The sequence below is a fragment of the Paenibacillus artemisiicola genome (genome assembly GCF_017652985.1).
GTDB classification, from domain to species: domain Bacteria; phylum Bacillota; class Bacilli; order Paenibacillales; family Paenibacillaceae; genus Paenibacillus_Z; species Paenibacillus_Z artemisiicola.
Map to the genome: position 1 here is coordinate 77764 of NZ_JAGGDJ010000014.1, position 13993 is coordinate 91756.

13 protein-coding genes are annotated in these 13993 nt (G+C 61.4%); 2 read left to right on the top strand and 11 right to left on the bottom strand.

All coding sequences use genetic code 11. The annotated features are described in order from the left end of the window. Positions 1 to 16: 16 nt before the first annotated feature. From lpdA to pdhA, 4 genes are read right to left on the bottom strand one after another with little or no spacing between them, the layout of a single operon-like run. Entirely contained in the window at positions 17 to 1435 is a 1419-nt protein-coding gene (gene lpdA, locus I8J29_RS17555; protein WP_208848831.1) for a dihydrolipoyl dehydrogenase, read from the bottom strand. Positions 1436 to 1440: 5 nt separating this feature from the next. Beyond that, the gene (locus tag I8J29_RS17560; RefSeq protein WP_208848832.1) at positions 1441 to 2778 is read right to left on the bottom strand and encodes a dihydrolipoamide acetyltransferase family protein; all 1338 of its coding nucleotides are present in this window, start codon (positions 2776 to 2778) and stop codon (positions 1441 to 1443) included. A 55-nt stretch (positions 2779 to 2833) separates the two neighbouring features. Next, entirely contained in the window at positions 2834 to 3811 is a 978-nt protein-coding gene (locus I8J29_RS17565; protein ID WP_090636055.1) for an alpha-ketoacid dehydrogenase subunit beta, read from the bottom strand. Between the two features lie 41 nt (positions 3812 to 3852). Continuing rightward, positions 3853 to 4920 (bottom strand): pyruvate dehydrogenase (acetyl-transferring) E1 component subunit alpha, encoded by a 1068-nt coding sequence (gene pdhA / locus I8J29_RS17570; RefSeq protein ID WP_208848833.1) that lies wholly within the window; start codon positions 4918 to 4920, stop codon positions 3853 to 3855. Positions 4921 to 5273: 353 nt separating this feature from the next. Between pdhA and I8J29_RS17575 the strand changes: the two genes are divergently transcribed. Beyond that, positions 5274 to 6014 (top strand): alpha/beta hydrolase, encoded by a 741-nt coding sequence (locus I8J29_RS17575; protein WP_208848834.1) that lies wholly within the window; start codon positions 5274 to 5276, stop codon positions 6012 to 6014. A 117-nt stretch (positions 6015 to 6131) separates the two neighbouring features. Here the strand turns inward: I8J29_RS17575 and I8J29_RS17580 are convergent, their stop codons facing one another. Further along, positions 6132 to 6614, bottom strand: coding sequence for a low molecular weight protein-tyrosine-phosphatase (locus I8J29_RS17580; protein WP_208848835.1), 483 nt, complete (start codon positions 6612 to 6614; stop codon positions 6132 to 6134). Further along, complete coding sequence (locus I8J29_RS17585; RefSeq protein WP_240546285.1) at positions 6611 to 7294, bottom strand: trimeric intracellular cation channel family protein; 684 nt, start codon at positions 7292 to 7294, stop codon at positions 6611 to 6613. Before I8J29_RS17585 ends, I8J29_RS17580 begins: the two co-directional genes overlap by 4 nt. A gap of 374 nt (positions 7295 to 7668) precedes the next feature. Between I8J29_RS17585 and I8J29_RS17590 the strand changes: the two genes are divergently transcribed. Beyond that, positions 7669 to 8310, top strand: a complete 642-nt coding sequence (locus tag I8J29_RS17590) for a thiamine diphosphokinase (RefSeq protein WP_208848836.1) — start codon at positions 7669 to 7671, stop codon at positions 8308 to 8310. A 58-nt stretch (positions 8311 to 8368) separates the two neighbouring features. On the opposite strand, the gene I8J29_RS17595 is transcribed toward I8J29_RS17590, so the two are convergent. The 5 genes from I8J29_RS17595 to I8J29_RS17615 all read right to left on the bottom strand — a co-directional run bounded on the left by I8J29_RS17595 (position 8369) and on the right by I8J29_RS17615 (position 13968). Further along, the gene (locus I8J29_RS17595; protein WP_208848837.1) at positions 8369 to 10366 is read right to left on the bottom strand and encodes an endonuclease MutS2; all 1998 of its coding nucleotides are present in this window, start codon (positions 10364 to 10366) and stop codon (positions 8369 to 8371) included. Positions 10367 to 10836: 470 nt separating this feature from the next. Further along, positions 10837 to 11610, bottom strand: a complete 774-nt coding sequence (locus tag I8J29_RS17600; protein ID WP_240546275.1) for an MBL fold metallo-hydrolase — start codon at positions 11608 to 11610, stop codon at positions 10837 to 10839. Positions 11611 to 11700: 90 nt separating this feature from the next. Then, positions 11701 to 12369, bottom strand: coding sequence for a GNAT family N-acetyltransferase (locus tag I8J29_RS17605; RefSeq protein WP_208848838.1), 669 nt, complete (start codon positions 12367 to 12369; stop codon positions 11701 to 11703). A 20-nt stretch (positions 12370 to 12389) separates the two neighbouring features. Next, entirely contained in the window at positions 12390 to 13067 is a 678-nt protein-coding gene (locus tag I8J29_RS17610; RefSeq protein WP_208848839.1) for a GNAT family N-acetyltransferase, read from the bottom strand. A 37-nt stretch (positions 13068 to 13104) separates the two neighbouring features. Beyond that, positions 13105 to 13968, bottom strand: coding sequence for a carbon-nitrogen hydrolase family protein (locus I8J29_RS17615; RefSeq protein ID WP_208848840.1), 864 nt, complete (start codon positions 13966 to 13968; stop codon positions 13105 to 13107). Positions 13969 to 13993: the final 25 nt, after the last annotated feature.

Genomic DNA, 13993 nt, shown 5'->3' on the forward strand with positions numbered 1-13993 from the left:
TCGCGCAAGGCGATGCTTACTTCTTCGCGATCGCGTGGATCGGATGGCCGAGCGCCACTTCGACGGCGTCGAGCACGATCTCGCCAAGCGTCGGATGCGCATGGATCGTCAAGGCGATGTCTTCAAGCGTTGCGCCCATTTCGATGGCCAGGCCGAGCTCCGCGATCATGTTGGACGCTTCGATGCCGGCGATTTGCGCGCCGAGCACGAGACCGTTGTCCGCGTCCGCGATGACTTTGACGAAGCCCTCGTTCACGCCGAGCGACAAGGCGCGGCCGTTGATGTTGAACGGGAATTTGCCCACTTTGACGTTATAGCCTTTTTCCTTCGCTTCCTTCTCGCTGTAGCCGACGCTCGAGCATTCCGGATCGGAGAACACGACGAGCGGGATGCACTTGTAGTCGATCTTGCTCGGCTGCCCGGCGATGGCTTCAGCCGCTACGCGGCCTTCGTACATCGCTTTGTGCGCGAGCGCGGGACCCGGAATGATGTCGCCGATCGCGTAGATATGCGGAATGCTCGTCCGGCATTGGTCGTCGACTTCGACGAGTCCGCGGTCGGTCATCTTCAGGTTGATCAGGTCGAGGCCGAGCTCGCCGTCCGTGTTCGGGCGGCGGCCGACGGTCACGAGCAGGTAGTCCGCCGTCACTTGCTTGTCTTCGCCGTTAACCGTGTACGTAACGGTAACGTCCTTGTCCGTTTGCTCCGCGCTCTTCGCTTGGGCGCCGGTCACGATTTCCGCTTTCGCGCCTTTCAGCTTCTTCGCCACGAGCGAGGACATGTCGGAATCGAAGCCCGGCAGGATGGTGTCGGAACCCTCGATGATCGTCACTTGCGTGCCGAACTTCGAATACATTTGGCCGAGCTCGATGCCGATGTAGCCGCCGCCGATGACGACGAGGCTCTTCGGGATGTCCGGCAGCGACAGCGCTTCGGTCGAGGACACGATGCGGCCGCCGTACGGGAATGCTTTCAGCTCGATCGGACGGGAACCCGTCGCGATGATGCAGTTTTTGAAGCGGTAGCGCGGCGCTTCTTGATCGTTGAAGACGCGCGCTTCGTTTTCGTTGATGAACATGACCTCGCCGGCGAAGTATTGGATCTTGTTCGCCTTGAGGAGCGAAGCGACGCCGCCCGTCAATTTTTTGACGACGCCGTTCTTGAACTCCTGCACCTTGCTCCATTCGACCTTCACGTCGGAAGCCGTGATGCCGAAATCGGACGCGTGGCTGATGGATTCGTATTGATGGGAAGCGGAGATCAGCGCTTTGGACGGAATGCATCCGACGTTCAAGCACACGCCGCCTACGTATTGTTTATCGACGACCAGCACGTTCTGACCGAGCTGGGCCGCGCGGATCGCCGCGACGTAGCCCCCCGGTCCCGCGCCTACGACGAGCAAATCGATATCGAGTGAAGCGTCACCTACGACCATGGTTTTTAAACCTCCATTACTAGTAATTGCGGATCAGCAAGCAGCTGTTTGATGTAATTCATGAAGTTTTGAGCTGTCGCGCCGTCAATCAGACGGTGGTCGAAGCTGAGGGACAAGGCCATGACGGAACCGGCGACGATTTCGCCGTTCTTGACGACCGGCTTCTCGGAAATGCGTCCCGTGCCCAGGATCGCCACTTCAGGGAAGTTGATGACCGGCGTGAAGAACATGCCGCCCGCGGAACCGATGTTCGTGATGCTGATCGTGCTGCCGCGCATCTCTTGCGCGCTCAGCTTGCCGTCGCGCGCTTTGACCGCGAGGTCGCGGATCGCGTCGGCGACCATCCAGACGTTCTTGCGGTCCGCGTCCGGGATGACCGGCACGACGAGACCGTTGTCGGTATCGGTCGCGATGCCGATGTTGTAATACTTCTTGTAGACGATCTCCTGCTTCTCTTCGTCGAGCATCGCGTTCATGATCGGGAACTGGCGGCATGCCGCGACCAGCGCCTTCACGATGAACGGCAGGTAGGTCAGCTTCACGCCTTTCTTCTCGGCGAGCGGCTTCGCTTTCGTGCGGAGCTCGACGAGCGCCGTTACGTCCACTTCGTCCATGATCGTGACGTGCGGAGCGGTATACACGGATTTGACCATCGCGTTCGCGATTGCCTTGCGGATGCCTTTGAACGGCACGCGCTCTTCGGCGCGGTCGCCGACGGATACAGCCGCTGCCGGAGCCGCTTTGGACTCGGCCGGAGCCGCAGCCGCTTCTTGGGCAGCCGGAGCGCTTGCCGCCGTGCCGCCGCCCGACGCGAACGACGAGACGTCTTCGCGGGTGATGCGGCCGTTCTTGCCGGAACCGGCTACGTTCGCGATGTCGACGCCTTGCTCGCGGGCGAACTTGCGCACGCTCGGAGTCGCCAGCACGAGGCCGCCGGCCGGTTTCGAAGCCGCCGGAGCTGCCGGCGCAGAAGCAGGCGCTGCCGGAACTGCAGGAGCTTCCGCTTTCGGCGCGGCCGGTGCTTCCGCCTTCGGCGCTTCCGCTGCGGGAGCCGGCTCGCTGTGGCCGCCGCCCGCCGGCGCCGCCTGCTCGGGCACTTCGCCTTCGGCATCGATGACGGCGACGATATCGCCAACGTGGCAAACTTGTCCGTCCTTCACGAGCACTTCGAGCACTTTGCCGTTCACAGGACAAGGAACCTCGACGATCGCCTTGTCGTTTTGCACTTCCATGATGATATCTTCATCCGTCACCGTATCGCCGGGCTTGATGTGCATTTTGACGATTTCGCCTTCATGCAAGCCTTCGCCCAGCTCCGGGAAACGATATTCAAACTTTGCCACGTCCCGTGACCTCCTTTCAGGTCTCACAACCTGCCCAATTGTCGTCTAGCGGTGCTTAAAAGTTCAGAACTTGGTTCGCGGCCTTCACGATGCGGTCCACGTTCGGAAGCCAAGCGTCCTCGATTTGCGCGAACGGATACACGGTATCCGGACCCGCAACGCGGAGCACGGGCGCTTCCAGGTGAAGGATGGCGTGTTCGTTGATTTGCGCGATGATTTCGGCAGCGGCGCCGGATGTCTTCTGCGCTTCCTGCACGACGATGGCGCGGTTCGTTTTTTGGATCGACTTGACGATCGTCTCGATGTCGAGCGGCAGCAGCGTGCGCAGGTCGATGACCTCGGCTTTCACGCCGTTCTTCTCGAGCTCGTCGGCCGCTTTTTGCGCCGTATGAACCATCAAGCCATAGGCGATGATCGTGACGTCGGCGCCTTCGCGGACGACGTTCGCTTTGCCGATCTCGACCGTGTACGCCTCTTCCGGCACGTCCGCGCGGAACGCGTGATACAGGTTCAAGTGCTCCATGAAGAACACCGGATCGTTGTCGCGGATCGCCGAGATGAGCAGGCCTTTCGCGTCGTACGGGTTCGAAGGCACGATGACCTTGATGCCCGGCGTTTGGATCGCGAGGCCTTCCAGCGAATCCGTGTGCAGCTCGGCCGCCTTGACGCCGCCGCCGAACGGCGTGCGGAAGACGATCGGCGAGTTGTAGCGGCCGCCGGAGCGGTAGCGCATGCGCGCCGCTTGGACGAACATTTGGTCAAGGGCTTCGTAGATGAAGCCGACGAACTGGATTTCGGCTACCGGACGGAAGCCTTGGATCCCCATGCCGACCGCCATGCCGGCGATCGCGGATTCCGCCAGCGGCGTGTCGAATACGCGCTCTTCCCCGAATTCCCCTTGCAGCCCTTCCGTTGCCCGGAAGACGCCGCCGACTTTGCCGACGTCTTCACCGAAGACGATTACGTTCGGATCGTTCTTGAGCTCCACGCGCATTGCGTCGCGGATCGCTTCTTTCATATTCATTTGAGCCATTGTCGCGAGTTCCTCCTTAGCTTGCTTCTCTATTCATCCCATTATTGAAAATCGGCTTTTTGCGCTTCCAGGTAAGCCGGCGTCGTTTCGAACATGGAATCGATCAGGCCCGAAACCGTCATTTTTTCCGTCGCTTCGGCTTTTTTGATGTTCTCGTTGACGGCCGCCTTCGCTTCCTCTTTCACGCGGGCCGTGTCTTCTTCCGTCCACAGGCCTTTCTTCTCGAGGAATTTGGCGAAGCGCGTGATCGGATCCTTCAGGCTCCATTCGCCTTCTTCGTCCTTCGTGCGGTATTTCGACGTGTCGTCCGCCATGGAGTGGGGGCGGAAGCGGTACGTGAGCATCTCGATCAGCGTCGCGCCTTCGCCGTTGCGGCCGCGTTCCGCCGCTTCGGATACCGCTTTGATGACGGCCAGGACGTCCATGCCGTCGACCTGCACGCCGCGAACGCCCGCAGCCAGCGCTTTATGCGCGATGGATTGCGCCGCCGTTTGCTTGGCGAACGGCGTCGTGATCGCGTAGCCGTTGTTTTGAACCACGTAAATGACCGGAAGCTTGAAGGCGCCAGCGAAGTTCAAGCCTTCGTAGAAATCGCCCTCGGAGGAACCGCCGTCGCCCGTGTACGTAATGGCGACGCGCTTCTCGCCTTTTTTCTTGAACGCCATCGCGACGCCCGTCGCGTGCAAAATTTGCGCGCCGATGATGATTTGCGGCATGAGAACGTGTACGCCTTCCGGCACTTGGCCGCCGTGCTGGTGACCGCGGGAATACAAGAACGCCTGGTACAGCGGAAGTCCGTGCCATACGATCTGCGGCATGTCGCGGTAGCCCGGGCAGACGAAATCGTCTTTGTTCAGGGCGTATTCGCTGCCCACCATGGACGCTTCTTGGCCGGATACCGGCGCGTAGAAGCCGAGACGGCCTTGGCGGCCGAGGTTGACGGCGCGCTCATCCCACGTGCGGGTAAAGACCATGCGGTACATGATTTCTTTCAATTGCTCGTCGGTAAGATTCGGCATATAAGCCTCGTTTACGACTTCTCCCTCGGGAGACAAGACGGAAAGCGGCGTAACCGGTTCCGAATGAACTTCGTAAGGCAACTTGCTCATATTGTTCACCTCAGTTAAATATTTGAAAAAACGCGTAGCTCTGTTATAGAATGATTATAAACCTGTTTAACCGATATGGTCAAAGCATAAAGCACTAAATTCCGCTGTACTCGGCAACAAAATGTCTATTATCCTGCCAAATTGTATATGTAACAGCTATTAAACTTTGGTAGTACAGCATAATACAACGGCATGAAAAACCCGTGGCCAAGCGTGGTACGCCTCCCTTTTTGTTTACCCTAACGCCCGCCAAACCATGCAACAAAAATCGCGCCGCATTCGAGCTGCATCGAGCTGCATTTGTGCTATAAATGAGCTACGAATGAGCTACAACCGAAAGGAGATTTCGCCGCATGACGGACGAACGCTATTTAAAACGAACGATCGTGAAAGAAGTCGTCGCCAGCCGCTTTTTGCCGGAAGGCTCCCGCAATCTTCGCGTCTATTTGCCCCCGGGCTACAACGAGCTGCTCAGCTATCCCGTCGTCTACTGCCAAGACGGCGAGCAGTTTTTCAATTTCGGACGGATCGCGACGATCGCGAACCAGATGATTCTCGACGAAGGCGCGGAGCCGTTCATCATCGTCGGCGTCGACGTGGATCTCGCCCGTCGCACGGCCGAATACGCGCCGGAAGGCGATCGCCACCGGGCTTACGTCTCTTTTTTCGGCGAAGAGCTGGTCCCGTTTATAGAAGACAAATATCCGATCCGCCGCGAGTCGGAGTCGCGGATTCTCGCCGGGGACTCGCTTGGCGGGTCCGTCAGCGTGCTGCTCGCGCTCGCGTATCCCAATTTGTTCCATCAAATTATTGCCTTGTCCGGCGCCTTTTATCCCGAGGCGCGCAAAATCGTCGAAGCCGCGGGCGATCTGAGCGCGCTCTCGCTGTACATGATCGTCGGTCTGCAGGAGACGGCGTTCAAATCCGATCTCGGCGTCTTCGATTTCGTCGCGCTTAACCGGGACATGCGGCGCATTCTCGAAAGCAAAGGCGCGTCGACGGTCTACGCCGAGCACGACGGCGACCACGTCTGGGGCTTCTGGCAGCGATTCCTCCCGGACGCGCTGCGCACGTTCCTTCGCTCGGAAAGCTGAGGACCTCCCAGCCCCGCATGGCGATTGAAACACCAAAAAACCGTAAGCGTCCCGGCCGGGAGCTTACGGTTTTTTGGTTCGTAAAAGCCGCTGGTTGAGGTCCGCGCGTCGCCTCGGTTACACGTTGTCGGGATGCGCGCGGCGGATGCGGTCAAGCAGCCGCTCGCAGCCTTCCGCGACCAGCTCGTACACCTCGTCGAAATTGCCGGTGTAATACGGGTCCGGCACGTCCTTGCTTTCTTTCTCCGGCAGCAGATCCATGAACCGGAACACTTTCGCGTTGCCGTCCGCCTTGCTTCCGAAGACGGCCCGTACGTCGCGTTCGTTGTTGGCGTCCATGCAGACGATGTAGTCGAACCGGTTGAAATCGTCCAGCAGCACCTGCCTGGCCCGGATGCCCTCGTACGAAATGCCGTGCCGGTCGAGCAGGGCGCGCGTTCCCTCATGCGGCGGCTTGCACAGATGCCAGTCCCCCGTGCCGGCGGAATCGACCTCGATCCGGTCCTCCAATTCCCTGGTCTTCACCAGGTTCCGGAACACCGCCTCCGCCATCGGCGACCGGCAGATGTTGCCGAGACATACAAACAAAACCCGAATCAAAGCCCTACCCCTTCCTTATGCTCGTTCTTCGCAGCGGTCCGTTCCTCTTCCGCGAACACCGACTGCGACAACGCGTATTTCAGCGACCGCCGCGGCAGCCGCCATCCGTAATGCACCGAGAGCATCCGGAACAGGATGACGATCGCGAACAGAATCAGCAGCTCTACCGGCGAACGGAACCAGCCGAGTCCGATCGCGGCGCCCGCGCTCATCGCCCAGACCGCGTAAATCTCGTCGCGAAGCACGAGCGGCTTCCGCCCGGCCAGCACGTCGCGGATCATGCCGCCGCCGATCCCCGTCAGCATCGCGGCCACGATGACCGCGCTGAGCGGGTATTTGCCCGTCGCGTACAGCGCGCCTTGGATCGCGAAGGCGGACAGCCCGATCGCGTCGAAGAACGCCTCGCTCTTCTTCCAGGTCCGAATCCATTTCAAGGGCAGGACGAACGCGACGGTCATCGCGATCACCGCGGTCTTGAGCAGCATGCCCTGCGTCCAAATCGTCGTGATCGGAACGCCGATCAAGAGATTGCGGATCACGCCGCCGCCGAACGCGGTCACGAGGCCGAGGACGTAGACGCCCAGAATATCGTATTCTTCTTCCATCGCCACGATCGCGCCGCTCACCGCGAACGCGATCGTGCCGATAATGCTGAAGACCGTGAAGATGTCCATATTCATCGCTGCATTCATCTCATGATGCCTCCGCCGGTTCCGACCTATTCTTCAATAATCCTTTCTCATTTTAGCCGCGGCGGATGGAATCTTCAAGCGGTAATTGCGCGCAAGTATCGGAAGGCGGACGGTTGGCAAACGACGGCGGACGAACGTATACTTGGCTAAAGCAGCCGTCGCGGCTATTTATGAAATCGGCTGCCGCACGGATTCGAGTCCCGGAAGCGGTCCGTCCGGATTACAAGTCTGAATTCGGATCTGAATACGCATCTGAATATGAATCCGCACGCGGATGTGAATACGGCAGTGACCGGCTGCTCCCAATGACGGATCCGTACAGCTGATCCGAACCTTTTCTTGAAAGGCGGTTTCTACGCGCTATGAACGACAGACGCATTGTGATCGTGACGGGAGGCCGGCTTGGAGACTGGGCGCTACTCCTGATCGGACCGGACGATTTCGTCATTGGCGCCGACGCCGGCGCGCTGTTCCTCGCGCGGCGCGGCATCCGGCCGGACATCGCGCTCGGCGATTTCGATTCCGTCACCGCGGGGGAGCTCGCGCTCATCCGCAGAGCCAGCGCCGAGACGCGGGAATACGATCCCGTGGACAAGGACTATACGGATACGGAGCTCGCCTGGCGGCTGGCCGTCGCCAAACGCCCGAAGGAGATCGTCCTCATCGGCGGCATCGGCACCCGCTTCGACCATACGCTCGCGAACGTGCACCTGCTTCGTTTCGCGGCGCGCGAAGGCGTCCCGGCCTGCCTCGCGGACGAGCACAACCGCATCCGGCTCGTGTCGGGGTCGCTGCAGATCGCGGACGAAGGCTACCCGTACGTCTCGCTGCTGCCGCTTACGGAAACGGTAACCGGCATCACGCTGACCGGCTTCCTCTATCCCCTTGCGGACGCAACGATCGAGATCGGCCAATCGATCGGCATCAGCAACAAGCTGACCGGCGACGCGGGCACGATCGCGATCAAGCAAGGACTGCTGCTCGCAATCGAGAGCCGGGATTGAGTCCGTCCCCCCGCTGCAAGGAGAGAGGGCGGCGCTTTCTTCGGCGCCGCCCTCTCCGCTACTTTTCTTTATCCTCCGACGGCGATTCGATCGACAAGCCGGGCACGTATTTGCGGCGCATGAGGTTCCTCTTCTTCCGGTTCTCCTTGGATTCGAACACGATGTCGAGGTCGTAGCCGCCCCCGGGATACAGCTCGGTATTCGCGATGTACAGCGACAGCCGCTTCCGGTTGAACGTCATCTTCGTCTTCTGCACCTGCACGACGACATCGCCGCGTTCGTCCGCCGTCCGGTAGACGATGCCCGTTCGTCGGAGCGGGTAGATCCAGACGCAGTCCCCGACCTCTAGCGGCCGCTTCGCCTTCGGTTCTTCCGCCGGCGAATTCGGCGCATCGTCCGCGGCGCCGGCGACGTTGCCGGGCTTCTTCGATCGCTCCGGCATTTTCGCCGAACCTTGGCTTCGCGAAGGCGAATCCGCCAAAGCACCGTAAGGAACGGCTGCGTCCGCGTCCGCGCCTCCGCCGTTGCGGATCGCCGTCTTCGCCCGCTGCTCCGCCCGTTTTACCACGGCTTCCGGCAGGCCGAACCGCCGGGCGATCGCGAAGGCGAAGCTGTCGCCGGCTTCGCCGATCTCCAGCAGGTAGAGCGGCCTCAGCGACTCCGAATCGAACGTCATCCGCGCGTTCGTGCAGCCCGGCACGAGCGAGGCGAATCGTTTGATCTCGTTGAAATGCGTCGTCGCCGCCACCAGCGATCCCCGCTGCAGCAGCTCCTCCAGCACCGCGATGGAAAGCGCGATGCCTTCCCCCGGATCCGTGCCGGCCGCCAGCTCGTCGAGCAGCAGAAGCGATCGGCCGTTCGCCGCGCGCAGCATGCCGCTTAACGCGTCCATATGCGCGGAGAACGTGCTGAGCGACTGCTCGATGCTCTGCCCGTCGCCGACGTCGGCCAGGACATGCTCGAACAGTCCCATCTCCGTGCCGCGCTCCGCCGGAAGCAGGAGCCCCGCCTGGCCCATCAGGGCGAACAGGCCGATCGTTTTGAGCGCGACCGTCTTCCCGCCCGTATTCGGCCCCGTAATGATCAGCTGCCGCCATGCTGCGCCGATCTCGACCGTCAGGGGCACCGCCTTCTCGCCGAGCAGCGGATGCCGCGCGCCGACCAAGCGGACGAGCGGCCGGTCGACGAGCGCCGGCGCGATGCCGTCGTACGTCCGGGCAAGCTTGCCGCGCGCGAAGATAAAATCGAACGACGCCATCGCCTCCATGTTCCACCGGAACGCCGCGGCATGCCCTTCCGCCAGGTCCGACAGCCCCGATAAAATGTGCGTCCGCTCGCGCTCCTCCTCGCTACGCCACAGCTGCAGCTCGCCCTGCAAGTCCGCCACGTCGGCGGGTTCCACGAACAGCGTCTGGCCGCTCGCCGATTCGTCCCATACCGTACCCGGCACTTGACGCCGAAGCTCGCGCTTGACGGGAATGACGAAACGGCCGTTTCGCCTGCTGACGAGCTGCTCCTGCAGCGCGCTCTTATACTTGCCGAGCAGTTGATTGAGCCTGCGTTCGATCCGGTCTTCGGCAACGGCGATATGACGCCGGATGTCGCCCAGCTCGGGGCTCGCCTGGTCGGTCAGCCGTCCGTGCCGGATGCAGCGGTCCAGCTCCCGGACGAGCTCCGGGCAGTCCTGCATGGAATCGGCGTACCCGCTGATCGTTGGCGCCGTCATCCGTTTCCCGTCCATGTAGCGCTTCATTTGCGCCACGGACGTCAGCCAGAGCGCGAGCTGGCCGAGCTCGTGCTCCGTGTAGATTTTGCCTTTGCCGAGCAGCGCCAGGAACGGCCCGATGCCCTCCATCGCGGACAGCGGTACGCTCGCGCCGGTCGCAAGCAGCGCGGCCGCTTCTTCCGTTTCCTTCAGCCAGGCCGCCGCTTGCTTGAAGTGCCGGCTCGGCTCCAGCCGGTCGACAAGCGCCCTTCCAGCATCCGAGACCGTAAAGTCGGCCAGCTTTGCTTTGATTTTATGGAATTCCAAAGCCGTCATCGTCGTGTGATTCATTGTACACCCATCCTCTTTTTCTGATTTGAAGTTCAGATGAAAATAGAAAAAGGGACGGAAAGCGCATAAACGCATTCCGTCCCTCTGGGATCGACGGTTCTTCAGGCGGCGTTCCATTTCTCGCGAGAAATGGAACGCCGTCATGAAAAAAGCGTGCTCGAAGAGCACGCTCAATTACCGTCCTGCAGCAGGCGGGAAATGGGTCATGTTCTTAACTCATTGGCGACGAGAACGCGGAAGTGAGAATCTCGAAACAGACCTGCCGCTAAGCGGTCAAGGCGTCGTTCGATCATGCTCTAAAACTCGCGCTTTCGTCCCTGGCGGCCGTCGGCCCCAGGTCATATCCAATTAGAAGTTAAGAACACCGACACGCATCAAAATTTCCCCTTGCTGGTTAAAGTTATTCTCATCATAACGGCTGGCCGCCGCAAAAGTCAAGCAAGGTTACGCCTATTCCGGATCTGCCAGGCCTACACCGTAATCGTCTGTCCCGTCCGCGCGAACGCCGTACCGGCCGGCAGTCCGTAATCGCGGCCGACGTCGATGTCGTGCGACATGTGCGTGAACAGCGTGCGTCCCGGCTTCAACCGTTCGAGCAGCGCCAGCGCCTCGCGGACGTCGTAGACGGAACGGGATTCGAACGCGTACGGCTCCTCGTAGAAGCTCGTGCCGAGAATCAGCACGTCGAGCCCGCGGAGCGGCTCCAGCTCTTCGTCCGACAGCGCGATGGCGTCGGAGCAATACGCGAAGCTGCGTCCCGTCAAGGCATGATCGAACCGGTAGGCATACGCGTGGCCGTTCTTGCCGTGGTTAACCTTCCAGCAGAACGCCTTCCAACCGCCGAATGCCGGCTCGCCGCCGATCGGCACGAACGCGATTTGCCTGGACAGCCACGGAAAACGAACGAGAATCTCCTCGATCGTGTCCGGCATCGCGTACGCCGTTCCTCGGCGCCCGAGCCACCGGCACATGTCCGCGTATTCCGGCAGCCCGGCGATATGGTCGAAATGGGCGTGCGTGATCAAGACGGCGTCGAGCTGCCGAAGCCCCGCGGCTTCCATGCCGCGGCGCCAATCCGGACCGCAGTCGATCAGCAGCGTGCCGGTCCCTTCGTCCTCCAGCCGGACGAGCGAGCGGTATCGGCGGTTCGTGCCGCCGCTTCTCGCCTCCTCGCAAACCGGGCAAGCGCAGTAGACGCGCGGAACGCCCATGGCGTCGCCCGTTCCCCAAAACGTGATTTTCATGCTGCGATACTCCTTTTGCATCACCTTGCCCAGAATGACCTACAGCCGCGCCGGTGCTTCGCGCGACGCGGGCGCGGCAAAGGAGCGGGATTACAACGGCAGCAAACGCAGCTTGTCCTGCGTCTTCAACCGTTCCATCATCGCGAACCATTCCTCCGGCTTGTTCGGCAGCGCCGAGTAGTACTGGGTCAGAAACGCCGTCACGAGCGAGGCATCGAGCTCCGTCCGGTTCTCGTCGGCGGGCAGGAAGCTCAGATTGAGGCCGCCTACCGCCGAACCGTCCTCTTCCCAGGACGGGTGGACGTAAGGGAAATCCAGGCGCATGTAGCCGATATGCGAGAGCACTTCCCGGCGCACGTACGGATTCATCGGATAGATGCCTCCGAATTCGTAGCTTGCCTGCGTCGGATCGTAGATTTCCGCGAACATGCCGAGCGAGACGGTCCCGCTCTCCATCGCCAATCGCCGCAAGTCCCGCTCGCGGCTGCGAAGCAGGAAACGGCCGATGCCGAGCCCCGGACGGCCGACGATCGTGAAGTCCGTCATCGCGACCCGCAGGTCCGGATAATAGCGGTACTCGGTCGTGCCGACGACTTCGCCTTCGTGCACGGCGACGTAGACGTGGATCGTCTCGTCTTCCAGCGGCGCGCGCCACTTCTCGAACGCCAGCACTTCCTCCGGCGGGAATACCGTCTTCATCAGGTCGTGCATCTTGGCGAACAGCGGGTTGTCAATGGATTGAATGCGTATGTAGTCCATGGTTTCGCTCCTTCGGTCTGTTAATGGACGCCCTCTCCGGGTAGAAAGGGGTTGCGCCACTCCATGAGCGCGGCGTAATCGCGCGATTCTTCGTCGTCCAGATAGCCGGCGACGGTTCCGATCGGCATCCGGCCGCAGCGCAGCAGGAAGGTGATGACGGGATCGCGGTACCGGCCCGCGACGATGCCCGCCAAGTAGTCGTCCGGCGCCACCACGTCCGCATACCGGTGATAGCTCGGCATCCTTCCGCCGCCGAGCAGCCGCTTGAGTCCGAGATGAACGACCGTCTCGTACATGCTCTGCATGAGCCATTTGCCGATGCCGGCTTTGCGCATCTCCGGAACGACGCAGATGTCCGCGATGTAGAGCGTGTCGCCGCCGGGATCGTGCGTGCGGATATAGCCGCGGTCGGTGACGGTTTCCCAGCGATGATCGCCGCGGAGCGCGTCGCAGTTCACGACAAGGCCCGTCATCGAACCGATCAGCTTGCCGTCGTGCTCCGCGCATAACGCGCCTTCGGGGAATCGCGTCACGTGCTCGCGGAGCTGCGCCTCGTTCCACCACAGCTCGGCCGGGTACGGCGGGGGAAAACACAGCTTCTGAATCTCGATCATGCCCGAAAAATCGGAAAACGTATAATTGCGAATGACGATTTCAATCGGATTGCCGTTCAAGAAGACGATCATTTGCTTGCGCATCGCGGTTGCTCCTCCTTCGCGCGGACGGACCGGGGGATCAGGACCAGTCGCCGTACAGATCGGTGCGCCGGTCGCGCCAGGTCGTGACGGAGCCGGCCGCCCGAACGTCGTGCAGGAGGCGGACGTCGACGTCCGCGACGACGAGCATGTCGTCGTTCATGACGCCTTCCGTCAGAATGCCGGCCGGCGGGAACGGAATGTCGTTCGGCGAGATGACCGCGGCCTGCCCGAAGTTCGCCCGCATGAAGTCGACCTTCCGGAGCGAGCCGACCGTGCCGGTCGTGACGATGTACACTTGATTCTCTACGGCGCGCGCGTGGCAGCAGTAGCGCACGCGGTAGAAGCCGTGGCGGTCGTCGGTGCAGGACGGGCAGAATATGATATCCGCTCCCTTGGCTCTTGCCATCCGGACGATCTCCGGAAACTCGATGTCGTAGCACGTCAGCATCGCGATCGTGCCGAACGGCGTGTCGAACACCTCGAGCCCTTCGCCGGGCGACATGTTCCATTCTTCCCGCTCCGTCGGCGTCATGTGCAGCTTCGCCTGTTTCTCCACGCGGCCGTCCGGATAGAACAGATGCGCGGCGTTGTTCAGCTTGCCGCCTTCCGCCGCGACGACGTGCGTGCCGCCGATAATATGGACGCCGTATTCCCCCGCCAGCGACCGGAACAGCGCGATGTAGGCGTCCGTGAATTCCGGCAGTCGGCCGATCGGCAGCGCGGCGCCCGTCCCGTCCCCGATGGAGAGCAGCTGCGTCGTGAAAAATTCCGGGAACAGGATGACCTGCACCCCGTATTCCGAGGCGTTCCGGACGTAGTGCCGGACTTGAAACGCGAATTGATCGAAGCCGTCGATATCGGCCAGTTTATACTGCACGGCGCAGACGCGGATGCCGCTCATGGTACGCTCTCCCCTTTACGTGACG